Source organism: Leifsonia williamsii, assembly GCF_030433685.1.
In the GTDB taxonomy this organism is placed as follows: domain Bacteria; phylum Actinomycetota; class Actinomycetes; order Actinomycetales; family Microbacteriaceae; genus Leifsonia; species Leifsonia williamsii.
In genome coordinates this window covers 1,999,103-2,022,064 of sequence record NZ_JAROCF010000001.1, presented here as the reverse complement: position 1 = coordinate 2,022,064, position 22,962 = coordinate 1,999,103, and the positions used below count along the sequence as shown (strand labels likewise).

The following is a 22,962-nucleotide window of genomic DNA, read 5'->3' as shown; positions in this document are numbered from 1 at the left end:
AGTAGCAGAAGTCTAGCGAGGCGCGCTAAGCGCTTGACGACGTGTTACGCCGGCGGGGCTCAGGAGCAGCTGCCCTTGCTGTTGAGGAACTGCTCGTCGAGCGTGAAGTCCTTCGCGGTGAAGGTCACGGTCGCCTGCCCCTTCGTCACGGCGATGTCGCTGACCTGCACGCCGTCGGGGAGGTACTGCGCCGCGCACACGGGGAACGGTCCGCGGTCGGTGATCGCCTTCACGAGCCGCGTGAGGTCGACGTTGTCCTTCCCCGTCGTGAGGGAGGCGTCGACCGGCTGCAGCAGCACCTGGTCGCCGGCGGCCTCCGGCTTCGCGGTCACCGTGTAGCCGACCGGGAGGCCGAGGAGGTCGATCGAGCCGTCGTAGCCGACCGTGCCGTCGCCGAGGGTGATGTCGCCGGTCGCTCCCGGGATCTCGACCAGCTTGTTGAGCGAGTCCTGCGAGATGACGAATGTGCCGGTCGCACTCGACACGGGCTTGCTGAAGTCGGCGGGGACGCCGGAGGCGACCACGTTCGCGCTGACCGGGGCGCCCTTCGCGGTGAGGTGCGGCGCGTCCAGCTCCACCCGGTCGAACGATCCGGTCAGGTACTGCTGGATGACCGAGACGCCGCCGATGTGGACCGCAACGTCGCCCTTCACGTCCGCGGGGAGGTTCTTCTCGATCTCCGACGCGGCCCGCTGCTCGGCGTAAGCGCGCACGGCGACGTCGGCGACGATCAGCAGCACGACGATCACCGCCAGGGGGATCAGGGTCCAGAGCAGGACGCGGCGCAGCCGGCGGCGCGGCCGGGGCTGTGCGGCGGTGGTCTCCTCGGTCGCGGTCATCGTGCCTCCTACATCCGCTCCGGGGCCGACACGCCGACGAGGCCCAGGCCGTTGCGGATGACCTGGCTGGTCGCCTCGTTCAGCCAGAGGCGGGTGCGGTGGAGGTCGGTGACCGGCTCCTCGCCGTGCGGCAGGATGCGGGTCGAGCCGTCGCGGACGCCGTACCAGGCGTGGTACAGCCCGGCCAGCTCCTCCACGTAGCGGGCCACGCGGTGCGGCTCGCGCAGCTCGGCGGCCTGCGCGACGATGCGCGGGAACTCCTGCAGGCCGCCCAGCAGCGCGGCCTCGGTCTCGTGCGTCAGCAGCTCCGGCGCGAAGGAGCTCAGGTCGACGCCGGCCGCGGTCGCGTTCGCGGCGACCGAGCGGGTGCGGGCGTGCGCGTACTGCACGTAGAAGACCGGGTTCTCATTGCTGCGCTTGGCGAGCAGGTCGAGGTCGATGTCGAGCTGCGAGTCGGTCGACGAGCGCACGAGCGCGTAGCGGGCCGCGTCCACGCCGACCGCGTCGACCAGGTCGTCGAGGGTGACGATCGTGCCGGCACGCTTGGACATCTTGACCGGCTCGCCGTCCTTGACGAGGTTGACCAGCTGGCCGATGAGGATCTGGAGGTTGACGTTCGGCACGTCACCGAACGCCTCCACCATCGCCATCAGCCGGCCCACGTAGCCGTGGTGGTCGGCGCCCAGCATGATGATGTTCTGCTCGAAGCCGCGCTCGCGCTTGTCGAGGTAGTAGCCGATGTCGCCGGAGATGTAGGCGGGCTCGCCGTTGGAGCGGATGATGACGCGGTCGCGGTCGTCGCCGAAGTCGGTCGTGCGCAGCCAGATCGCGCCGTCCTCCTCGAAGACGTGGCCCTGCTCGCGCAGCCGCTCGATCGCCCGCTCCACGGCGCCGGAGGCGTGCAGCGAGTCCTCGTGGAAGTACACGTCGAAGTCGACGCCGAAGGAGTGCAGGCGGTCCTTGATCTCCGCGAACATGCGCTGCGTGCCGAGCGAGCGGAAGACCTCCTGCTGCTGCTCGCGCGGCAGCGTCGAGAGGTCGCCGTCGTACTCCGCGTCGACGGCCGCGGCGATCTCGGCGATGTAGTCGCCGCCGTAGCCGTCCTCCGGCGTCGGCTCGCCGAGATACGCGGCGAGGAGGCTGCGCGCGAACCGGTCGATCTGCGAGCCGTGGTCGTTGAAGTAGTACTCGCGGGTCACGTCGGCGCCCTCGGCCTGCAGGATGCGGGCCAGGCTGTCGCCGACGGCCGCCCAGCGGGCTCCGCCCAGGTGGATGGGACCGGTCGGGTTCGCGGAGACGAACTCGAGGTTGACCAGGAGGCCGTCGTAGAGGTGCCCACGGCCGTACGCCTCCCCGCTCTCCACGATGGTCTTCGCCAGCTGCCCCGCGGCGGCCGCGTCGAGCCGGAAGTTGATGAAGCCGGGGCCGGCGACCTCGGCGGAGGCGACGCCGTCGATGCCGGCGGCGGCGTCGGCGATCTCGGTCGCGAGCTCGCGCGGGTTCGCGCCGACGCGCTTCGCCAGACGCATGGCGACGTTGGACGACCAGTCGCCGTGATCGCGGTTCTTCGGACGCTCCAGCGGCACGTCGTCGACGGTGAGGGTCAGCACGGCCGTCCCCCCGGCTCCCTCGCCCTGGGCGTCGCCCTGGCCCTCGCGTCGCCGGTCGACCACCGTCGTGACGATGTCGAGCAGGGCGGCGGAGAGGTCAGCGGGAGTCATGAGCATCGATTCTACCGGCGCTTGATAGGGTCGTCGCGACGCGCCCGACCAGCCACGCCCGACGCCCGATCGGCACGAACCGGAAGAACGAACGCAGCATGTCCCTCTCCTCCCGCTCCGCCGCCCGTGTCGCCGTCGCCGTGGTCGCCATCAGCGGCTCGCTGCTGCTGGCCGGCTGCGCCTCGAAGGCCGCGCCCGGCTCCACCGCCCCCGCCACCTCCTCCCCCGCCGCCGGAGAGGAGACGCCGACCCCCACCCCGACGCCGACCGACCCGCCGACGCCGGTGACGCTCACCTGCGACCAGATCCTCACGCCGGAGCAGCTCTACGCGTACAACCCCAACGTCGGCGTCGACGCCGGCTATGCGCCGGAGAAGGACTCCTTGGAGCAGAAGGTGAAGGACTGGCAGGGCCAGACCTGCGCCTGGTCGAACCAGTCCAGCGGCGACGTCATCCAGATCGCGGTCGCGCAGCCGCCGGCGAGCGCGATGGACGGGCTGAAGAACGCCGCCATCACTGCGGCCCAGCCGGTTCCGACGTACGGCGCACCGCCGCTCGAGGGCTACTTCAAGCCGGGCAGCTCGGGGCAGGTGCAGATCTTCCGCGGAGCGTGGTGGATCGTCGCGGAGTCGACCGCGTTCTTCGAGCCCGGGGATGCGGCGCAGCTGATGGAGAGCGTGCTGGGGAACCTGCCGCAGGGCTGACCGCGCCGGCTTCGGGCCGCTTCGCGTCGCTCGTTTCGGAGCCGCCGCGCGAGGCTGCTAGGCTGGTGAGGCACTCCTGGCCCCCATAGCTCAGGGGATAGAGCGTCTGCCTCCGGAGCAGAAGGCCGTAGGTTCAAATCCTACTGGGGGCACCATTCTCATGGACTGTTCGTACTACGACGCCGGCCGGTGCCGCTCGTGCACCCTCCTCGACGTGCCGTACGGCACACAGCTGGCCGACAAGGACCGCCTGGCGCGCGAGCTGCTGGCGCCGTTCGGCGACCCGGAGTGGCTCCCGCCGGTCGCGAGCAGCCCCTCCGGCTACCGCAACAAGGCCAAGATGGTCGTCGGCGGCACGGTCGACGCCCCCACCATCGGCATCCTCGACGAGGCCGGGCGCGGCGTCGACCTGCGCGAGTGCGGCATCTGCGCTGCCGGCGTGCGGGCGGCGCTGCCGGTGCTCGCCCGGTTCGTGACGCGGACGCGGCTCGTCCCCTACGACGTGCCCGCGCGGCGCGGGGAGCTGAAGTACGTGCTCGTCACGGCCTCCCCCGACGACGAGCTGATGATCCGGTTCGTGCTGCGCGACGAGTCGGCCGTCGCCCGCATCCGCCGCGGGCTGCCCGGGCTGCTGCGCGAACTGCCGAACGCGCGCGTCGTGTCGGCCAACCTCCAGCCCGACCACAAGGCTGTCGTGGAGGGCGACCGGGAGATCGTGCTCACCCCCGACGCGTCGCTCGTGATGCGGCTCGGCGACGTGAGCCTCCGCCTCCGGCCGCAGAGCTTCTTCCAGACCAACACGGCGGTCGCCGAGCGGCTCTACGCCCAGGTCGCCGAGTGGGTCGACGCGGTCTCCCCCGCGAGCGTGTGGGACCTGTACTGCGGGGTCGGCGGCTTCGCCCTCCACGTCGCCGCCCCCGGCCGCCGCGTCGTCGGTGTGGAGACCAGCAAGGAGGCCGTGCGCAGCGCCCGCGCGACGGCCGCCGCCGCCGGCCTGCCGCAGGTGGCGTTCCGCGCCCAGGACGCCACGGCCTTCGCCCTCGGCGCCGCCGCAGCCCCCGAGCTCGTCATCGTCAACCCGCCCCGCCGCGGCATCGGCGCCGACCTCACCGGCTGGCTCGAACGCAGCGGCGCCCGGCACGTCGTGTACTCCAGCTGCAACCCGGCGAGCCTCGCGAAAGACCTCGCCGGGATGCCGTCGTACACCCTCCGTGCCGGGCGCGTGCTCGACATGTTCCCGCAGACCGGGCACATGGAGGTGGCGGTGCTGCTGGAGCGGGTGGGCGCCGCTCAGTGATGGCGGGGTCGCGCTTTGCGCTCTCTCGTGTACACGCCGATGGCGCAGAGGGTAGGGATCGTCGCTCCGCCCGCGAACCAGGCCCAGGAGTTCGGATCGCCCGCGAGGGCACCGAGGGCTGATCCGGTGAGCCCTCAGCTTGGAGCAGCCCACGCGAGCGTCGCTGCGACGAGTGCCACGGCAGTGAATGCTGCACCCAATGTTCGGCTACGAAGGGTCCGTCTGGTCTTTTCTCGAACTGGTGGTCGCCTCATTGGCACCTGCTCTCTCTGCGACGCCGATGTCGCACATTAGGAACCTAGAGGTACGTATTCTTGGTACAAATATATGTATTTGAAGTATGTCGGTATTCATCTTGATTGAGCAAGCCAGGGCCACGATTCGTGGCCCTGGCTTGTCACAACGGTCGGCCGCCCGTAGGCGTCATCGCGACTGGCTAGCACACTAGCTCGCCGTCGCCTCCTGGCGCTTCGGGAGCACCCAGCCCGGGCGCGCGAAGTGGCAGGTGTAACCCCACGGGATGCGCTCCAGGTAGTCCTGGTGCTCCGGCTCCGCCTCCCAGAACGGGCCGGCGGGGGCCACCTCGGTCACGACCTTGCCCGGCCAGAGGCCGGAGGCGTCGACGTCGGCGATGGTGTCCTCGGCGACGCGGCGCTGGGCGTCGTCCTCGTAGAAGATCGCCGAGCGGTAGCTCATACCGATGTCGTTGCCCTGCCGGTTCTTGGTCGACGGGTCGTGGATCTGGAAGAAGAACTCCAGGAGCTCGCGGTACGACGTCTTCGACGGGTCGTACTCGATCTCGATCGCCTCGGCGTGGGTGCCGTGGTTGCGGTAGGTCGCGTTCGGGACGTCGCCTCCGGTGTAGCCGACGCGCGTGCTCACGACGCCGTCGCGCTTGCGGATGAGGTCCTGCATGCCCCAGAAACAGCCTCCGGCCAGGATCGCCTTCTCGGTCGTCATCACTTGTCCTCCTTCTCGAACAGTCGGATGTAGTCGCCGTAGCCCTGCTCCTCCAGCTCGGCGAGCGGGATGAAGCGGAGGGCGGCGGAGTTGATGCAGTAGCGGAGCCCGCCCGCCTCGGCGGGTCCGTCGTCGAACAGGTGGCCGAGGTGGCTGTCGCCGTGGGCGGAGCGCACCTCCGTGCGCACCATCCCGTAGGTGCGGTCGACGTTCTCGACGATGTTGCCCGAGTCGACCGGAGCGGTGAAGCTCGGCCAGCCGGAGCGGCTGTCGTACTTGTCGACCGACGCGAACAGCGGCTCCCCCGACACGATGTCGACGTAGAGCCCGGCGTCGTGGTTGTCCCAGAACCGGTTGCGGAAGGCCGGCTCTGTCGCCGCCTCCTGCGTGACCGCGTACTGCTGCGGGCTGAGTCGCGAGACGGCCTCCGCGGTCTTGCGGTAGTCCTGTGTCACATGTCCTCCTTCGGCGAGCTCCTGGCGTTCAGGCTGCTGCGCCGTCAGTGATGTCAACAGCGGGGAGGGCGCGGTTGGTCCCGGCGATGCTGTGGGTTCGCTGAGAGCGGGGAAGCCCTATGAGAGCGGTTTCAGGGCTAGACGCCGGGCGCACCGTCGCTCTAGCCTGACGCCGTTCCTGCGCACCACAGCCTCCCACCCGAACCCGTCAAGCGAAGGAAACGACCCATGCCGCTCCCCACCATCGTCCTCGTCCACGGAGCGTGGGCGGACAACGCCAGCTGGAACCCCGTCATCACCTCATTGCGCGAGCGCGGCTACACCGTGCTCGGCGCCCCGAACCTGCTGCGCGGCGCCGTCTGGGACTCCACCTATGTCGGCGCGTTCCTCGCCCAGCACACCAGCGGACCCGTCGTGCTCGCCGGCCACTCCTACGGCGGCGCCGTGATCAGCGGGGCCGCTCTGAAGGGCGGCGACGTGCGGGCACTCGTCTATGTCGACGCGTTCATCCCGGAGGTCGGCGAGGCGATCGTCGACATCCTTCCGGGTTCCGGGTCGGCGCTGGCGGTGCCGGACCCGACCTCGGTGCTCGACATCGTCGCCTACCCGGGCGCACCGGAGGGCGACGTCGACACCTACCTCAAGCGCGAGACGGTCGACAACTCGTTCGCGCAGGACCTGTCGGAGGACGTGCGCGACCTCGTCTACACGACGCAGCGGCCGCTCGCGCTCGCAGCCAACACGACGCCGCTCGACGCGGTCGCCTGGAAGAGCCTCCCGAGCTGGGCGCTCATCGGCACCGAGGACCGCATCATCCCGCCCGCGACCCAGCGCCGCATGGCCGAGCGCGCCAACGCGACCATCGTGGAGACCCCGGCCGGTCACGTGTCGATGCTCGCGGCGGCGGACGTCGTGGCCGGCGTCATCGCAGCGGCGGCGGAGTCGGTGGACGTGGAGGACGCCCCGGTCGTCGCCTGACCGGGGCTAGCGCCCGGCGTCCGGGCGCGACGCGTGACCATGCTCGCCGCGGGTGCGGCGCTGCTCCTTGAGCTCGGACTCGAAGAGGTGGCGGCGGCCCGCGGCGAGCCGGTCGCGGGCCTCGCGCTCGAGGTCGCGGAAGATGCCGTAATAGTTGTCGTCGTAGTCCTCGACGATCTGGAAGGTCCAGCGTCCCTCGATCACGTTGCGCCCCACGAGCTCGCGGTCGATCCGCTCGGCGAGCTCGTGGTGCCCGGCTTCCCGGAGCTTGTCCACCGCCTCCCCGAGCGCGAAGTCGGCGCGGCCCGTCAAGCGATGGAAGCCGTACAGGTAGCCGCGGGCGTGCTCGACGACCTCCAGCGCCTCCGACAGCTTGCCGAGCGCCTCCACGGTCGCGTCGTCGACGCCCTCGGGGCGTGTGTGGGCGGGGTCGGGGCGGTCGGTCATGGATTCTCCTTGCGGTCGGAGTCCTGCAGTTGCGGGGCGTCCCGCAGCGGCGCGTCGTCCTGCTGCACGATCGGGATGGACTCGGTGAACTGGGCGGCGCGCTGCTCCTTCTCGGGGCTCCCGCCGAACAGCCGCGCGTCGTCCTGCGCCTGCGTGCGGGCGCCGAGCGGCGGCACCGACTGCTCCGGCGCCTCCACGTGCTCGATCCTCGTGCGCGGGAGGGACGCCGGGCTGTACCGCTGCATCCAGTCGATCAGGCGCTCGCGGATGTGGCAGCGGAGGTCGAACAGCGTCGGCGCGTCCTTCGCGGTGACGAGCACGCGCACCCGCACCCAGCCGGCCACGGCGTCGGTCACCTGCAGCACGCCGGTGCGGCCGTCCCAGAGGTCGGTGGAGGCGAGGATGCGGTTGAGCTCGGCGCGCATCCCTCCGGGCGACACCCGCCAGTCGAGGTCGAACTCGACGGAGCCGAGCAGTTCGCTGTGCTGCCGGGTCCAGTTCTCGAACGGCTTGGTGGTGAAGTACGTGCACGGCAGCACGAGACGGCGGTCGTCCCAGATGTGCACGACCACGTAGGTGAGCGTGATCTCCTCGATGGTGCCCCACTGCTCCTCCACCACGACGACGTCGTCGATGCGGATGGCGTCGCTGAAGGCGAGCTGCACGCCCGCGAACAGGTTCGACAGGCTCGACTGCGCGGCGACACCGGCGATGATGCCGATGATGCCGGCGGAGGCGAGGAGGCTCGCCCCGGCAGCCTGCAGCGCGGGGAAGGTCAGGAGGATCGCGCTCAGCCCGATGATCACCGCGGCGACGATGGTCAGCCGACGCAGGATCAGCACCTGCGTGCGCACCCGCCGGGCGATGCGGTTGTCGGGCACGTCGAGCCGGTAGCGGGCGAGCCCCAGGTCCTCCACGAACACGAAGAGCGCGGCGACCAGCCAGGTGCCGGTCGCGATCGTGAGGATCAGGAAGACGTGGTGGAGGCCGCTGCGCCAGGCGTCGGACGCGTCCTTCGGCAGGGTCAGCGTGACGGCGATCCACAGCAGCACGACCACGAGGAAGAGCCGGAACGGGATGCGCGCGTGCGCCGCCAGCAGCTCGCGCCAGGTGCGCCGCCGCGACACCGCCTTCAGGATCAGGCCGACGACGGCGGTGATGACGACAGCGGCGACGACGGCCAGGACGCAGGCGATGACGAGCGTCGGCCAGGTGCGCAGGGCGGACACGGCGGGGCGGGCTCCTTCGGGGACGGCAGGGCGAGGGACTCAGGGACGGCGGGGACGGGTCGGGGTCGGACGGGTCGCCGTGGAGTGTACGCCTGCGCCGCCTTCCGGTGACCGGTGCCGCGGGCTAGTCTGAGTCCCCGTGGCGCCGGTGCATCGGGGCGCCCCGAAACGTAAGGAGAGCCATGGCAGCGACGCGGACCCTCTTCGTCGGCGGCACCGGAGTGATCAGCTCGGCGTGCGTCGCACGGGCGCTCGAGGCGGGGCACGAGGTCACCGTCGTCAACCGCGGGACGAGCTCCACCCGTCCGCTGCCCGACGGGGTGGAGGTGCTCCACGCCGACATCCGCGACCCGCAGAGCGTGCACCACGTGCTCGGCGAGCGGAGCTTCGACGTCGCGGCCGAGTTCCTCGCGTTCACGCCCGAGCACATCCGGACCGACTTCGACCTGTTCGAGGGACGCGTCGGCCAGTTCGTCTTCATCAGCTCGGCCTCCGCCTACCAGAAGCCGCCGTCGCGCGTGCCGGTGACCGAGTCGACGCCGCTGCGCAACCCGTTCTGGCAGTACTCGCGCGACAAGATCGCGTGCGAGGACCTCCTGGTGGAGGCGTACCGCGAGCGCGGCTTCCCGGTCACGATCGTGCGCCCCTCGCACACCTATGACCGCACCATGATCCCGACCATGGGGCACTGGACCGACCTCGAGCGCATGCGGCGCGGCGCTCCCGTCGTCGTGCACGGCGACGGCACCAGCCGCTGGACGATCACGCACAGCTCCGACTTCGCCGTCGCCTTCGTCGGGCTGCTCGGCCGGCCGGAGGCGGTGGGCGACTCCTTCCACATCACCGGCGACGAGGCCCCCACCTGGGACCGCATCTATTGCGACCTCGCCGAGGCGCTCGGCGTCGAGGCGGAGCTCGTGCACGTGGCTAGCGAGACGATCGCGCGCGAGGTGCCCGACCTCGGCCCCGGCCTGATCGGCGACAAGGCGCACTCGATGCACTTCGACAACAGCAAGGTGAAGGCGCTGGTGCCGGAGTTCCAGGCGAGCGTGCCGTTCGCGCACGGCGCGGGCGAGATCGTCGAGTGGTACCTGGCCGACGCCTCCCGCCAGCGCCTGGACCCCGACCTCGACGCGGCGTTCGACCGGCTCGTGGAGCACGCGCGCTCGATCTGACCGCGACCGGCAGGACGCCACCGTCGCGCGGCGCCCACCCCTGGTGGTTCGATGACCGCATGGACGTCGACTACGAGGCCGAGCGCGGGCGGATGGTCGAGCAGCAGCTCGCCGCCCGCGGGATCGAGGACCAGCGTGTGCTCGACGCGATGCGGCGCGTGCCGCGGCACGAGTTCGTGCCGGAGACGGCGGCGCGGTACGCCTACGAGGACCATCCCATGCCCATCGGCGACGGGCAGACGATCTCGCAGCCGTACATCGTCGCCCTGATGCTGGAGGCGGCACGGATCGGCCCTGAGGACAGCGTGCTCGACGTCGGCACCGGCTCCGGCTACGCGGCCGCCGTCGCCGCACAGCTCGCGCACCGGGTGGTCAGCATCGAGCGGCATCCCGGCCTGGCCGTCACCGCAGCGGCCACTCTGGAGGCGCTCGGCTACCGGGTGAACGTGGTCACCGGCGACGGGACGCTGGGGTGGACCGATGGCGCCCCCTACGACGCCATCGTCGCGGCGGCGACCGGGCCCTCCCTCCCGCGGGCGTGGGTCGAGCAGCTCGCGCCGCGGGGGCGGATCGTCATGCCGATCGGGCGGCCGGGAGGGGCGCAGCACCTGGCCGTGTTCCAGCGGCGGGCCGACGGGGAGCTGCGGGAGACGAACCTCGGCGCGGTGGCGTTCGTGCCGCTCGTCGGGGACGAGGCGTGGCCGGAGGCCTGAGGGGGGAGGCCTGAGTGCGGGCCGGGCGCGACCGGCTGGTCAGGCGGCGACGGCGGCCGCGGGCACCGCGCTGAGCGCACCGAGGAGGGCGGCCAGCTGGCCGGCCGGGGCGAGCCGGTCCTCCGGGTGCCACTGCACGGCGAGCACGGGCGCGTCGCGGTGCTCGATCGCCTCCACGTGTCCGTCCGGGGCGCGGCCGGTGACGACCAGGCCCTCCCCCACGACGTCGACGGCCTGGTGGTGGGCGCTGCGGACGTCGACGACGGACCCGCCGAGGAGGCGCTGCGCGAGGCTCCCCTCCTCCAGCAGCACCGGGTGCGTGGTGAGCACCTCGGGGATGGGCACGCCGCGGTTGACGTGCCCGGCGTGATCGCCGAGGTCCTGCAGGAGGGTGCCGCCGAGGGCGACGTTGACGATCTGGAGGCCGCGGCAGATCCCGAGCAGCGGCACGCCGCGCTCGATCGAGCGGTGCACGAGCGCGAGCTGCGCGTCGTCGGCGACCTCGAGGTGGCGGCTCTCGTGCGGGTAGCCGGTGCTGCCGCCGTAGAAGCGGGGCGCGATGTCCTCTCCCCCGACGATCACGACGGCGTCGGCCGCCTCGGTGCGGGCGAGCAGCAGCTCGCGGCCCTCGTCGGCGGCGAGACGGTTGACGCGCCATGCCTGCGCCTCCGCCTCGGCGATGACCGAGCCGACGAGGAGCTGCACGTACGCGTGGTACGCCGGGTCGTGGCCGCGGAAGCGCGTGGCCTCCACGACGGCGAGCGAGCGGGCGCCGGATGCGGGCACGGGCTCCTCCTCTCGCCGTGGGCTGACCATACGATCCTGGCGGGAGGCCGCGCCGGCCGCATCCCTGCGCGTAACAGGTCGAAACAGTGACAGCGTCGGACGCCGCCAATAGACTCGGCAGCGATTCAGGGCGGCAACTCAGGAACGGCCGGGAGAGTGTGGGGATGCGCTTGCGACGTGTGCTGACCGGGGTGCTCCTGGCGATCGGCCTTGCGGTGGCTCCGGCGGTGGCGGCGGCGGGCTCCGCCCCTGCGCAGGACCCTGTCGAGCTGGGGACGAACCGGGTGGTGGACCAGGCCGGCGTGCTCTCCGGCAGCGAGACCGCCGCGGTCGAGAAGGCGATCGACGGGCTGTACCAGCAGCACAAGCTCGACCTGTGGGTGGTGTACGTCGACGACTTCACCAACCCGACGGACGCGCAGGACTGGGCCAACGAGACGGCGAGCCGCAACGGGCTCGGTCCGTCGGACTACGTGCTCGCGGTCGCGACGCAGGGCCGCACCTACTACCTCTCCGGCGACGACAGCGGCCCTGTCTCCTCCGACCAGCTCACCCGCATCGAGCAGGACGACATCGAGCCCAAGCTGCACGACGACGACTGGTCGGGGGCGGCGCTCGCGGCGGTCGACGGGCTCTCCAACGCGGCGGGAGGCGGTGGAGGCGGCGGCAGCGGCTTCTTCTGGTTCTTCCTGATCGGCGTGATCGTGGTGGGGCTGATCATCTTCTTCGTGGTGCGCGGCCGGTCGCGCAAGCGGGTCGGTGCGGGCGCGCCGGGCTCGGGAGCGCCGGGAGCACCGGGTGCGCCGGCGCAGCCGCAGAGCGAGCTGCAGACCATGCCGCTGAAAGACCTGGAGCGCCGAGCGGGCTCGGCCCTCGTGCAGACAGACGACGCCATCCGCACCAGCGAGGAGGAGCTGGGTTTCGCCACCGCGCAGTACGGTGCAGAGGCGGTGGTGCCCTTCCAGGCCGCGCTCGACCAGGCGAAGGCGCAGCTCCGCGACGCCTTCCGGCTCAAGCAGCAGCTCGACGACGCGGAACCGGACACCGACGACGAACGCCGCGCGTGGAACATCCGCATCATCCAGCTCTGCGCCTCCGCCAACGAGGGGCTCGACCACCAGGCCGACGCCTTCGACGAGCTGCGCGCGCTCGAGAAGCGCATCCCGGAGGCGAGCGCCGAGGTGGCGGCGGCCGAGCAGAAGGCGCGCGCCCGGGTGCAGCAGACGGAGGCGACCGTCGCCGACCTCGGCCGGCGGTACACGGCGGCCTCCCTCAGCACGGTCAGCGACAACATCGACCAGGCCGGGCAGCGACTCGACTTCGCGGTCTCGGCGCTCGCCGCCGCGCAGCAGAAGGCGACCGCCGGCGACACCAGCGCGGCGGCCGTCGGCGTCCGCGCGGCGGAGGAGTCGGTCGACCAGGCCGCGCTCCTCCTCGACGCCGTCGACCGGGTCGGCGCCGACCTGGCGAAGACGCAGCAGGCGATCGACGCCTTCGTGCCCGAGCTCGAGAGCGACCTCGCCGAGGCCAGGGCCCTGGCGGCCGCCGGCGACCCCGGCGGCTCCATCGCGGGCGTCGTCGCGAGCACCGAGCAGACCCTGAGCGACGTGAAGGCGCGGCTCGCCGCTCCCCCGATCAATCCGCTGGAGCTGGCGCAGCGCCTCGATACCGCCAACCGCTCCATCGACCAGGCTCTGCAGGGCGTCCGCGACGCCCGGATGCAGACCCAGCGCGCGCAGTCGGCGCTGCGGCAGGCGCTGCTGACGGCGCACGCCCGCGTCTCCGCGTGCGAGGACTTCATCACGGCCCGCCGTGGCGCGGTCGGCGCCGAGGCCCGCACCCGCCTCGCCGAGGCCGGACGGCTGGTCGTGCAGGCGGAGCAGACCGCGGCCTCCGACCCCGTCACGGCCCTCGGCCAGGCGCAGCGCGCCGCACAGCTCGCCGAGGAGGCGACCGACCTCGCGCAGCGCGACGTCGGCGGGTTCCAGCCCGACATGGGCGGGCTCGGCGGCATGTTCGGCGGCGGCACCTCCGGGCGCGGCGGCGGCAGCGGGGCGATGGGCGCGATCCTCGGCGGCATCCTCATCGACTCCGTGCTGAGCGGTGGGGGCGGGATGTTCGGCGGAGGCGGGGGCGGCCGCAACCGCGGTGGCGGGGGTATGTTCGGCGGCGGTGGCGGCTTCGGCGGAGGAGGCGGCGGCTTCAGCCCCGGCAGCTTCGGCGGCGGCGGCACCCGTGGCAGGCGCGGCGGAGGCCGCTTCTGACCGACCGCCCACCGGGGCTTGAACCGAATGCGACGATCAGCGCCTCCTGCGGGGGCGGGACGAAAGGAAGAGCAATGGCAAAGCAGTCGATCTTCGGCCGCATCTCACAGCTGCTGAAGGCGAACATCAACTCCCTGCTCGATCAGGCCGAGGACCCGGAGAAGATGCTCGACCAGATGGTCCGCGACTTCACGAACAGCATCGCCGACGCCGAGAGCGCCATCGCCGAGACCATCGGCAACCTCCGCCTGCTCGAGGACGACCACCGCGAAGACGTGGAGGCCGCCGCCGAGTGGGGCCGCAAGGCGCTGGCCGCGAGCACGCAGGCCGACAAGTACCGCGCGGCCGGCGACGGCGCGAACGCCGACAAGTTCGACAACCTGGCGAAGGTCGCGCTGCAGCGGCAGATCTCCTCCGAGAACGAGGCGAAGGCCGCCGAGCCGCAGATCGCGTCGCAGACCGAGGTCGTCGAGAAGCTCAAGGCGGGCCTCAACGGTATGAAGGAGAAGCTGGAGCAGCTCAAGAGCAAGCGCTCCGAGCTGGTCGCCCGCGCGAAGAGCGCCCAGGCGCAGTCGCAGGTGATGGACGCGGTCAAGAGCATCGACATCCTCGACCCCACCAGCGAGGTCTCCCGCTTCGAGGAGAAGATCAAGCGCGAGGAGGCCCGGGTGCGCGGCGCCCAGGAGCTCGCCGCCTCCAGCCTCGACGCCCAGTTCAACGACCTCGACGACCTCGGCGAGATGACCGAGGTGGAGGCGCGGCTCGCGGCCCTGAAGACCGGCGGCGGTCAGGCGGCGGTGGAGGCCGGGTCGGGCGACTCGGCGTCGGCGTCGTACACGCCGGGTCAGTGAGCGCGTCCTTCCTCGTCGTCCCGCAGTGGCAGGGCTCGGGGTCGTCGCGCGCGATGCGCCTCATCGACGGCGCCGACGCGATCCGCGGCGACCTCCCCGCCACCGCCACGCACCTCGTCCCGGTGCCCGCGTCGGCCGGCGAGTCGCTGGGGACGGGCGTGAACCGGTTCTCGTCGCTGACGGCGGTGCGCGAAGCGGCGCTGGCGGAGCTGGCCCTGCTGGAGGCTCCTGTCGTCACGATCGGCGGCGACTGCGCGGCCGACCTGGCGAGCGTGCAGCACGCGCTCGCGGCGCATCCCTCGGCGGACGTGGCCGTCGTCTGGTTCGACGCCCACGCCGACATCAACGATGTGGAGTCGTCGCCGTCGGGCGCGTTCCACGGGATGGTCGTGCGGGCGCTGCTCGGCGACGGGCCGGACGGGCTCGCCTCCACGGGCGACGCGCTGCTGCGTCCCGCCCAACTCGTTCTCGCGGGGACGCGGGCCCTCGACGACGGCGAGTCCGCCTACCTCGACCGGGTGGGCGTGCGGCTCGTCGCGGCGGGTGAGCTGGAGGACCCCGAGGCGATCGTGCGGGCGGTGGAGGCCACGGGCGCGTCGACCGTGTACGTGCATGTCGATCTCGACGTGCTCGACCCCTCGGCGATCGACGGGATCGGCTATCCGGAGCCGTTCGGGGTCACGCCGGAGGCGCTGTGCGACGCGATCCGCGCGCTGCGGTCGCGGTTCGGGCTGGCCGGCGCCGCGGTGACCGAGTTCGCGCCGGAGTCGACGGATGCGGCCGGGCGCGACCTCCCCGTGATCCTGCGCATCCTCGGGGCGTTGACGGGCCCGGTGGCGCGCAGGGCGGGCGGCTCGGCGGGTGCGGGCGGCTCGGCTGGTGGAGCGGGGGCCGTCGCTCCCTCGGCGGCCCCGGATTCATCCACACCTCGCGGTCCGCGCCACTTGTCCACAGATCCGCCGAATGCCGGGGAGGGCGTGTGACGGCGACAGGTACCGTGTCGCTATGACCTCAGCCAAGATCCGCACCGAGCGCCGCGGGCACGTCCTGCTCATCGGTCTCCACCGTCCCGAGAAGCGCAACGCCGCCGACTACGAGCTGCTGACGCAGTTCGCCGACGCGTACGGCGAGCTCGAACGCGACCCGTCGCTCCGGGTCGGGCTGGTCCATGCGGTGGGCGACCACTTCACCGCAGGGCTCGACCTGGCCGACCTCGGGCCGCGCATCGGCGCCGACGGGCTGTCGTTCGTCGGGCCGGACGGCGTCGACCCCTGGCAGGTGTCGGGGCCGCCGCTCACCAAGCCGGTGGTGGTGGCCGTGCAGGGCACCTGCCTGACGCTCGGCATCGAGCTGATCCTGGCCTCCGACGTGGCGGTGGCCGCACGGTCGACCCGGTTCGGGCAGATCGAGGTGTCGCGCGGCATCCTGCCGTTCGGCGGGGCCACGCTGCGATTCCCACGGGCGGTCGGCTGGGGCAACGCCATGCGGTACATCCTCACCGGCGACCTGTTCGACGCGCAGGAGGCGTACCGCATCGGCCTCGTGCAGGAGGTGGTGAACGACGGCGAGCAGTTCGACCGCGCGCTCGCCATCGCCGAGCGCATCGCCGCGCAGGCGCCGCTCGCCGTGCAGGCCGCGCTCGCCAACGCCAAGCGCGCGGTGCGCGACGGCGACGACGCGGCCGCCGCCGACCTCCAGCCCGCCCTCGTGCGACTCGCCGGCAGCGAGGACGCACGGATCGGCATGGAGGCGTTCCTCACCCGTACCGAGGCCGAGTTCGTCGGCCGTTGAGCACCGTCCACCGAGCAGCACCACGTCAGGAGAACCCATGACCACCACCGAGTACGACGTCATCGTGATCGGCGCAGGAGCGGTCGGCGAGAACGTCGCCGACCGGGCAGCGCAGGGCGGGATGCGCACGGTCATCGTCGAGGCCGAGCTGGTCGGAGGCGAGTGCTCGTACTGGGCGTGCATGCCGTCCAAGACGCTGCTCCGCAGCGGTGCGCTGCTGCGGGCGGCCCAGCGGGTCGGCGGCACCCGTGAGGCCGTGACCGGGCAGCTCGACGTGGCCGCCGTGTTCCGTCGGCGCGACTACATGACGAACGACTGGAACGACGACGGCCAGGTGGAGTGGCTGAACGGCGCCGGCATCGACCTGGTGCGCGGCCGCGGAGTGATCACGGCCCCGCGCGAGGTGACGGTCACGGCCGACGACGGCTCGGTGACCGTCCTCACGGCGAAGCACGCGGTGGCCGTCTGCACGGGGTCGGCGCCGCTCCTCCCCGACATCCCCGGTCTGCGCGAGAGCGAGCCGTGGGGCAGCCGCGAGGCGACGAGCGCCGAGCGGGCACCGGAATCGCTGACGATCCTCGGCGGCGGCGTGGTCGCGACCGAGATGGCGACCGCGTACGCGGGATTCGGCACGCAGGTGCACCTGGTGGCCCGCAGCGGGCTGCTCGGCGGCGAGGAGCCGTTCGCCGGCGAGCTGGTGGCGGAGTCCCTCCGCGAGCTGGGGGCGTCCCTCCATCTCGATTCGGGCGTGGAGGCGGTCGCCCGGACCGAGGAGTCCCACTTCCGCGTGACCCTCAGCGATGGGCAGGAGCTCGTGACCGAGCAGTTCCTGGTCGCGACCGGGCGTGTGCCGCACACCATCGATCTCGGACTAGAGGCGTTCGGCCTCGAGGGCGGCGCCTGGCTCGACGTCGACGACAGCATGCGCGTGCTGGGCGCGGACGGCGAGCCCGTCGACGGCGGCTGGCTGTACGGCGTCGGCGACGTCAATCACCGTGCGCTGCTGACCCACCAGGGCAAGTACCAGGCGCGCGCAGCGGGCGACGCGATCGCCGCGAGGGCGAAGGGCCATGAGGTGTCGCTCGAGCCGTGGGGCGCCTTCGTCGCGACGGCCGACCATCAGGCGGTGCCGCAGGTGACGTTCACCGATCCCGAGGTCGCGTCGGTCGGCCTCACGGCGGCCCGCGCCGAGAAGGCGGGATACCGCATCCGCGTCGTCGACTACGAGATCGGCTCGGTCAGCGGCGCCTACGTCGTCGCCGACAACTACAAGGGCACGGCGCGGATGGTGGTGGACGAGGACCGCGGGGTGGTTCTGGGCGCGACGTTCGTCGGGCAGGATGTGGCGGAGCTCCTCCATTCCGCGACCGTGGCGGTCGTGGGCGAGGTGCCGCTCACCCGCCTGTGGCACGCGGTGCCGTCGTACCCGACGGTCAGCGAGGTGTGGCTGCGCCTGCTCGAGACCTACGGCCGGCCCGAGAAGTGAGCGGGCCTCTCGGCCGGCTCCTGCTGGACTCCCCGATCAGCAGGCTCGGCTACCTGTACGCCACCGCTGTCGGCTTCACCTGGGGCTTCCTCTGGAGCACCGGGCGGGTCGAGCGGCGCGGAGGGCTGTTCGTCTTCCGCGGGATGCCGAAGCGCACCTTCGGCCGCGGCGGATCGTGCGTCGGCGGGTGCTACCTCACCGACCACAACGTGAGCGACGCCATCTTGGAGCACGAAGCGGTCCACAAGCGGCAGTGGCAGCGGTACGGGATGCTGTTCCCGCTGCTCTACCTGCTCTCCGGGCGTGATCCGCTGCGCAATCGATTCGAGATCGAGGCCGGCCTCGAGAAGGGCGGATACCGATGACCGACGCGGAGCGCCGCACGATCGTCATCACGGGTGCGAGCTCGGGGATCGGCGCCGTTGCCGCGGCACGGCTGGCCGAGGCGGGCGACGAGATCGCCGTCGTCGGGCGCAACCCCGAGCGCACCAGGGAGGTGGCGGAGCGCGTCGGCGGTACCGCGTTCCTCGCCGACTTCGAGCGGCTGGACGACGTCCGCCGGCTCGCCGAGGCCCTCCTCCAGCGTTACGAGCGCATCGATGTGCTGGCCAACAACGCGGGCGGTCTGTACAGCACGCGGGAGCTGACGGTCGACGGGCACGAGCGCACCATCCAGTCGAACCATCTCGCGCCGTTCCTCCTGACCCGGCTGCTGCTGCCGCGCCTGCAGCAGACGGCGGCCGAGGGCAGAGACGTGCGCGTCGTCTCCACCGCGAGCCTGGCGAACCGCTTCGGCCACCTCCGCCTCGACGACCTCGACTGGGAGCGCCGCCCGTGGCTGGGCGGCTGGCGCGCGTACGGCACCGCGAAGCTCGCGACCATCCTCTTCATCGCGGAGCTCGCCGAGCGTCTCACGGGCACGGGCATCACCGCATACTCGTTCCACCCCGGCACGATCGCGACGAACTTCGGCTCGACCTCGCCACTCATCCGCTTCGGCAACGCCGTGACCCGCGGCTCCTACGGCATCCCGGTGGAGGTGGGCGCCGCCCCGCTCCTCCTCCTCGCCGGCGCGGCCCCGGTCGGTGCACCGAGCGGCACCTACTTCGACCGCCTCCACGCGAACGGCCGCACCGCCGCCCAGGCGAGGGACGCCCAGCTCGGCCGCGACCTGTGGTCGGCGACGGAACTGCTGACGGCGGACGCGGTGCGGGGGTGAGAGGGGCCGGGTGAGGGACGGCGTGCGGCTCGGCGGGACAAGGCACCCCATCGAGTTGGCACGACACGCCGTCGCGCCCGATCGAGTTGGCTGGACACGCCGCCTGGCCCGATCGAGTTGACACAACATGCCGCGCCGACGGTCCAGGAGACGGCGTGTCGCGACAAATGGATCGTGGCGAGGCTGGGTCCGGATGCGCCGGTGACAGGCCGCGGCGTCAGGATGTGGCGTCAGGCCGCAGCAGCGCCAGGCCGCAGCAGCGTCAAGCTGCAGCAGCGCCAAGCTGCAGCAGCGCCAAGCTGCAGCGGCGCCAGGACCCAGCAGCGTCAAGCTGCAGCGGCGCCAGGACCCAGCGGCGCCAGGATCCGGCGGAGTCAGGATGCGGTAGACGTCACGCCGCGGCGGCGCGGGCGACGACCGCCTCCGGCGCCATGCCGACAGTGTCGACCAGGTGGTCGCGGACCTCGGCGACGAGGGCGGCGCCTCCGGTGAGGATCGCGCGGGTGGCGCCGGGGCCGTCGCACAGCATCTCGGCGGACCAGGCGCGGAGGGCGCGGGTCGCGGCCTCGCCTCGCGGGCAGCGCTCCCCCGTTCCCGGACGACCGGAGCGGGCCGCCCTGGCCAGCCAGGTGACGGTCATCCGGATGGGGGCCGCGAGCGGGACGATCTGGGTGTCGTCCTCGACCTCCACGAAGACGCGGCCGCGGGCGCAGAGCGGCAGCAGGGCCAGCTCCGCCTCCAGCTCGGTCAGCGAGGACTCGTCGCCGACGACGACGAACTGCACGCGGTCGTCGTGGTGCGCGGTGTCCGAAGTGTGGGTGGCGTGATCGGGTCGGTACATCTCACCGACGAGTATAGGCGAGGCTTACCTAAGCTCGGCCGGGAGCTGGCGAGGCTGCACCTCCCTCGGCCCGCACGGTCCCTCACCGCACTTCCACTCTCCGGCCGGGCGCGGGATGATCGGTCCATGCGCCCGACCCCGTACTCCCCCATCGCCCCGATGCTTGCCAAGGCCGTTCCCGCGGTGCCGGAGCCGGACAGCGTCGCCGGCGGGCTCAGCTACGAGCCCAAGTGGGACGGGTTCCGCGCGATCGTCTATGCCGAGCCCGGCGAGGATGGCGGAGTCGGCCCGGTCGAGATCGGCAGCCGCGGGTCGAAGATGCTGACGCGGTACTTCCCGGACCTCGTGGAGGCGTTCCGCCGGATCCTCCCCGGGCCGTGCGTGCTCGACGGCGAGATCGTCGTCCCGAGCGGGGAGCCAGGCGGGCAGCGGCTCGACTGGGAGGCGCTCTCGCAGCGCATCCATCCCGCCGCCAGCCGGGTGAAACTCCTCGCCGAGCAAACCCCGGCGACGTTCGTCGCGTTCGACCTGCTCGCGATCGGCGACGAGTCGTACGTCGACCGGCCGTTCGCCGAGCGGCGGGCCGCACTGGAGGAGTTCGCCGGCGACCTCCCCGCCCCTATCCAGCTCACACGGACGACGACCGACGTCGACCTCGCCCGGCGCTGGCTGGTCGAGTTCGAGGGTGCGGGACTGGACGGTGTCGTCGCGAAGCCGCTCTCGGGCGCGTACGCGCCGAACAAGCGCACGATGCTCAAGATCAAGCACCACCGCACGGCCGACGTCGTCGCGCTCGGCTACCGCATCCACACCAGCGGACGCGGCGTCGGGTCGCTGCTCGTCGGCCTGTACGGCGACGACGGCGAGCTGCGCAACGTCGGCGGCGTCTCCGCCTTCACGGACAAGACCCGGCTCGCCCTCATCGACGAGCTCGACCCGCTGGTGGAGCGCGACGCCTCCGGCAACGCGGTCACCGGCGAGACCGACCGCAGCCGCTTCTCCTCCGGCAAGGACGTCTCGTTCGTGCGGCTCCGCCCGGAGCGGGTCCTGGAGGTGCGCTACGACCAGATGGAGGGAATGCGCTTCCGCCACACCGCCCAGTTCGAACGCTGGCGCCCCGACCGCGACGCCCGCTCCTGCACCTTCGAACAGCTCGACCGCCCGATCGCCTACGACCTGGGCGACGTGCTGACCTGAGACGTCCTGACCCGACGCGTCGATAGGGCGAGACATGCCGCCCCGGCGGTGCCTGAGGCGGCGTGTCGTGACAAGTGGATGAAGGGGCAGCGGAGCATCCCTCCGCGCTGCTCGGCGGCGCGCAGCCGCGGAACGTCGCGGTGCGCTACTCCTTCTTCGCGCGGCTCGGCTGGACGCGGGGAGGCTCGCCCGGCATCTTGGGGTAGTCGGGAGGGAACGGCAGCTCGCCGAGTCCGGCCTCCAGGTCGCGGGCCCACCAGGACAGCAGCTCGTCGATGCGGCCGGGGTTCTCGTCGAAGCGCTCCCAGGGGTCGCCGGTCGTCGCCAGGCGCTCCGGGATGGTCTGTACCGTGAAGGCGGCCGGGTCGACCTCCGGGAGCTCGTCCCAGGTGATCGGCGTCGACACGGAGGCGTGGGCGAGCGCGCGCGGGCTGTAGGCGCCCGCCATGGTGCGGTCGCGATTCGCCTGGTTGAAGTCGACGAAGACGCGCTCGCCGCGCTCCTCCTTCCACCACGCGGTCGTCACCTGATCGGGCATCCGGCGCTCGAGCTCGCGGGCGGCCGCGATGACCGCGTGGCGGACGTCGAGGAACTCGTGCGTCGGCTCGATCGGTGCGAACACGTGGAGGCCGCGGTTGCCGGAGGTCTTGATGAAGGGCTCGAGCCCGGCCTCCCGCAGCACGGCCCGCAGCTCGATGGCGGCGGGGACGGCGTCGGCGAACCCGGTGCCCGGCTGCGGGTCGAGGTCGATGCGGAGCTGGTCGGGGTTGTCCGAGTTCTCGGCGCGCGACGGCCACGGGTGGAAGACGACCGTGTTCATCTGCGCCGCCCACACGGCCGCCGCCGGCTCGTCGATGACCAGTTGGGGGTGCGACCGCGCGCTCGGATACACGACCGGCACGGACCGGATGAAGTCGGGAGCGCCACGCGGCGGGTTCTTGGAGAAGAACTGCTCGCCGTCGATGCCGTCCGGGAACCGCTGCAGCGACACCGGCCGGTCGCCGTTGGCGCGGACGAACGGCTCCCCCACCGCGATCAGGTAGTTCGCGAGGTCGAGCTTGGTGATGCCCAGCTCGGGCCACAGCACGCGGCCGGGGCTGGAGAGGCGCAGCTCGCGATCGCCGTGCGGACCGGGGATGGTGAGGACGACTGCGTCGGAGGCCATGCGAACACCGTACCGCCCGAACTCCTCGTGACCGCGTTGTGAATTCCGTGTGCGATGGCCTCGCTCCGCTTGTCTCCCCAGATGGATGGGCCACAATGATGACGCGTCCGCGTCGCGGTCGAGCGAAGAGAAGAAGGGGTGCGTCCACCTGAGGATCGTCAGTTACAACCTCCGCAAGCACGCGGCGGGCCACGAGCTCGCCGACATCGCCTCGACGTACGACGTGGACGCCCTCTGCCTGCAGGAGTGCGATTACGAGGCGCTGCCGGAGCGACTGCATCACATGGTCCTCGCCGACGCCACCCGCGGAAACCGGCTCGGCCTCGCGGTGTACATCCGCGAGGACCGCTACGAGATCCTCCACACCCAGGTCTTCGCCGTCCACAAGTCCCTCCACGACCGCGTGCTCGCCCCCGCCCACGAGCGGCTGCTCGCGGTGCACGTGCGCGACCGCGACACCGGCGAGAACGTGCTGATCGGCTCCTTCCACGCGGCGCCGCTCACGGCCTCGAACTCGCTCCGGCGCAAGCAGATCGCCGCCGCCCACGAGGGGATGCGCTCCCTCGCCCCCGACACCCCCGCGATCATGGTGGGCGACTTCAACTACCCGTGGTTCATCCACGGCCTGGAGCGCCGCCTCACCACCTCGGGCTACACCCTCAAGCGCAGCACCGAGCCGACCTACCTGCGGTACCGGTTCTTCAGCGGCTACTTCGACTTCGTCACCTCGACCGGCTTCGACATCGAGCGGGTGGACGTGCTCCCCGCCGGCGCCTCCGACCACCGCGCCATCAGCCTGGACGCGCGGCTGGCGGCGTAGGAGCAGAGCCGGCCCGCGGCCAGG

General features: G+C 72.0%; 23 protein-coding genes and 1 tRNA gene. 15 read left to right on the top strand and 9 right to left on the bottom strand.

Annotated features, from left to right (window positions below):
- Positions 1-59: 59 nt before the first annotated feature.
- Positions 60-839, bottom strand: coding sequence for an LmeA family phospholipid-binding protein (locus tag P5G50_RS09470; RefSeq protein WP_301210718.1), 780 nt, complete (start codon positions 837-839; stop codon positions 60-62).
- Between the two features lie 8 nt (positions 840-847).
- Entirely contained in the window at positions 848-2,560 is a 1,713-nt protein-coding gene (argS, locus tag P5G50_RS09465; protein ID WP_301210720.1) for an arginine--tRNA ligase, read from the bottom strand.
- Between the two features lie 98 nt (positions 2,561-2,658).
- Here argS and P5G50_RS09460 point away from each other — a divergent pair, with 98 nt between their 5' ends.
- From P5G50_RS09460 to rlmC, 3 genes are all read left to right on the top strand, one after another.
- The gene (locus P5G50_RS09460; protein ID WP_301210722.1) at positions 2,659-3,264 is read left to right on the top strand and encodes an iron ABC transporter ATP-binding protein; all 606 of its coding nucleotides are present in this window, start codon (positions 2,659-2,661) and stop codon (positions 3,262-3,264) included.
- Between the two features lie 79 nt (positions 3,265-3,343).
- Positions 3,344-3,419, top strand: a tRNA-Arg gene (locus tag P5G50_RS09455).
- A 5-nt stretch (positions 3,420-3,424) separates the two neighbouring features.
- Positions 3,425-4,561, top strand: a complete 1,137-nt coding sequence (gene rlmC, locus P5G50_RS09450; RefSeq protein WP_301210723.1) for a 23S rRNA (uracil(747)-C(5))-methyltransferase RlmC — start codon at positions 3,425-3,427, stop codon at positions 4,559-4,561.
- A 444-nt stretch (positions 4,562-5,005) separates the two neighbouring features.
- Here the strand turns inward: rlmC and msrA are convergent, their stop codons facing one another.
- The gene (gene msrA / locus P5G50_RS09445; RefSeq protein WP_301210724.1) at positions 5,006-5,521 is read right to left on the bottom strand and encodes a peptide-methionine (S)-S-oxide reductase MsrA; all 516 of its coding nucleotides are present in this window, start codon (positions 5,519-5,521) and stop codon (positions 5,006-5,008) included.
- Positions 5,521-5,976, bottom strand: coding sequence for a peptide-methionine (R)-S-oxide reductase MsrB (gene msrB / locus P5G50_RS09440; protein ID WP_301210725.1), 456 nt, complete (start codon positions 5,974-5,976; stop codon positions 5,521-5,523). The genes msrA and msrB overlap by 1 nt, the downstream gene beginning before the upstream one ends.
- Positions 5,977-6,204: 228 nt before the next feature.
- Here msrB and P5G50_RS09435 point away from each other — a divergent pair, with 228 nt between their 5' ends.
- On the top strand, positions 6,205-6,954 hold the full coding sequence (locus P5G50_RS09435) for an alpha/beta fold hydrolase (RefSeq protein WP_301210726.1): 750 nt from the start codon (positions 6,205-6,207) through the stop codon (positions 6,952-6,954).
- A 6-nt stretch (positions 6,955-6,960) separates the two neighbouring features.
- On the opposite strand, the gene P5G50_RS09430 is transcribed toward P5G50_RS09435, so the two are convergent.
- Both P5G50_RS09430 and P5G50_RS09425 read right to left on the bottom strand, forming a co-directional pair.
- Positions 6,961-7,401: a hypothetical protein gene (locus tag P5G50_RS09430; RefSeq protein ID WP_301210727.1), complete on the bottom strand. Its 441-nt coding sequence runs from the start codon at positions 7,399-7,401 to the stop codon at positions 6,961-6,963.
- The gene (locus tag P5G50_RS09425) at positions 7,398-8,630 is read right to left on the bottom strand and encodes a mechanosensitive ion channel family protein (RefSeq protein WP_301210728.1); all 1,233 of its coding nucleotides are present in this window, start codon (positions 8,628-8,630) and stop codon (positions 7,398-7,400) included. Before P5G50_RS09425 ends, P5G50_RS09430 begins: the two co-directional genes overlap by 4 nt.
- A gap of 182 nt (positions 8,631-8,812) precedes the next feature.
- Between P5G50_RS09425 and P5G50_RS09420 the strand changes: the two genes are divergently transcribed.
- Together P5G50_RS09420 and P5G50_RS09415 are read left to right on the top strand one after the other, a co-directional pair.
- On the top strand, positions 8,813-9,805 hold the full coding sequence (locus P5G50_RS09420) for an SDR family oxidoreductase (protein ID WP_301210729.1): 993 nt from the start codon (positions 8,813-8,815) through the stop codon (positions 9,803-9,805).
- Positions 9,806-9,864: 59 nt separating this feature from the next.
- Complete coding sequence (locus P5G50_RS09415; protein WP_301210730.1) at positions 9,865-10,518, top strand: protein-L-isoaspartate(D-aspartate) O-methyltransferase; 654 nt, start codon at positions 9,865-9,867, stop codon at positions 10,516-10,518.
- Positions 10,519-10,557: 39 nt separating this feature from the next.
- On the opposite strand, the gene P5G50_RS09410 is transcribed toward P5G50_RS09415, so the two are convergent.
- Positions 10,558-11,304, bottom strand: coding sequence for a gamma-glutamyl-gamma-aminobutyrate hydrolase family protein (locus tag P5G50_RS09410; protein WP_301210731.1), 747 nt, complete (start codon positions 11,302-11,304; stop codon positions 10,558-10,560).
- Positions 11,305-11,468: 164 nt separating this feature from the next.
- Here P5G50_RS09410 and P5G50_RS09405 point away from each other — a divergent pair, with 164 nt between their 5' ends.
- The 7 genes from P5G50_RS09405 to P5G50_RS09375 all read left to right on the top strand — a co-directional run bounded on the left by P5G50_RS09405 (position 11,469) and on the right by P5G50_RS09375 (position 18,915).
- Positions 11,469-13,568, top strand: coding sequence for a TPM domain-containing protein (locus P5G50_RS09405; protein ID WP_301210732.1), 2,100 nt, complete (start codon positions 11,469-11,471; stop codon positions 13,566-13,568).
- 74 nt (positions 13,569-13,642) lie between these two features.
- On the top strand, positions 13,643-14,419 hold the full coding sequence (locus tag P5G50_RS09400) for a PspA/IM30 family protein (RefSeq protein WP_301210733.1): 777 nt from the start codon (positions 13,643-13,645) through the stop codon (positions 14,417-14,419).
- Entirely contained in the window at positions 14,416-15,402 is a 987-nt protein-coding gene (locus P5G50_RS09395) for an arginase family protein (protein WP_301210735.1), read from the top strand. Before P5G50_RS09400 ends, P5G50_RS09395 begins: the two co-directional genes overlap by 4 nt.
- Before the next feature lie 22 nt (positions 15,403-15,424).
- Positions 15,425-16,210, top strand: coding sequence for a crotonase/enoyl-CoA hydratase family protein (locus P5G50_RS09390; RefSeq protein ID WP_301210736.1), 786 nt, complete (start codon positions 15,425-15,427; stop codon positions 16,208-16,210).
- A gap of 37 nt (positions 16,211-16,247) precedes the next feature.
- Positions 16,248-17,696 carry a dihydrolipoyl dehydrogenase family protein gene (locus P5G50_RS09385; RefSeq protein ID WP_301210737.1) on the top strand — a complete coding sequence of 483 codons (1,449 nt, stop codon included), beginning with the start codon at positions 16,248-16,250 and terminating at the stop codon, positions 17,694-17,696.
- Positions 17,693-18,061: a Fe-S oxidoreductase gene (locus P5G50_RS09380; RefSeq protein WP_301210738.1), complete on the top strand. Its 369-nt coding sequence runs from the start codon at positions 17,693-17,695 to the stop codon at positions 18,059-18,061. Before P5G50_RS09385 ends, P5G50_RS09380 begins: the two co-directional genes overlap by 4 nt.
- A complete protein-coding gene (locus P5G50_RS09375; RefSeq protein ID WP_301210739.1) occupies positions 18,058-18,915 on the top strand; it encodes an SDR family NAD(P)-dependent oxidoreductase in 858 nt (285 codons plus the stop codon). The genes P5G50_RS09380 and P5G50_RS09375 overlap by 4 nt, the downstream gene beginning before the upstream one ends.
- A gap of 391 nt (positions 18,916-19,306) precedes the next feature.
- Here the strand turns inward: P5G50_RS09375 and P5G50_RS09370 are convergent, their stop codons facing one another.
- Complete coding sequence (locus P5G50_RS09370; protein ID WP_301210740.1) at positions 19,307-19,756, bottom strand: SIP domain-containing protein; 450 nt, start codon at positions 19,754-19,756, stop codon at positions 19,307-19,309.
- A gap of 126 nt (positions 19,757-19,882) precedes the next feature.
- Here P5G50_RS09370 and P5G50_RS09365 point away from each other — a divergent pair, with 126 nt between their 5' ends.
- Positions 19,883-20,953: an ATP-dependent DNA ligase gene (locus P5G50_RS09365; protein ID WP_301210742.1), complete on the top strand. Its 1,071-nt coding sequence runs from the start codon at positions 19,883-19,885 to the stop codon at positions 20,951-20,953.
- A 145-nt stretch (positions 20,954-21,098) separates the two neighbouring features.
- Here the strand turns inward: P5G50_RS09365 and ligD are convergent, their stop codons facing one another.
- The gene (gene ligD, locus P5G50_RS09360) at positions 21,099-22,118 is read right to left on the bottom strand and encodes a non-homologous end-joining DNA ligase (protein WP_301210743.1); all 1,020 of its coding nucleotides are present in this window, start codon (positions 22,116-22,118) and stop codon (positions 21,099-21,101) included.
- A gap of 148 nt (positions 22,119-22,266) precedes the next feature.
- Between ligD and P5G50_RS09355 the strand changes: the two genes are divergently transcribed.
- Positions 22,267-22,938 carry an endonuclease/exonuclease/phosphatase family protein gene (locus P5G50_RS09355; RefSeq protein WP_435870919.1) on the top strand — a complete coding sequence of 224 codons (672 nt, stop codon included), beginning with the start codon at positions 22,267-22,269 and terminating at the stop codon, positions 22,936-22,938.
- The last annotated feature ends 24 nt before the right edge of the window (positions 22,939-22,962 follow it).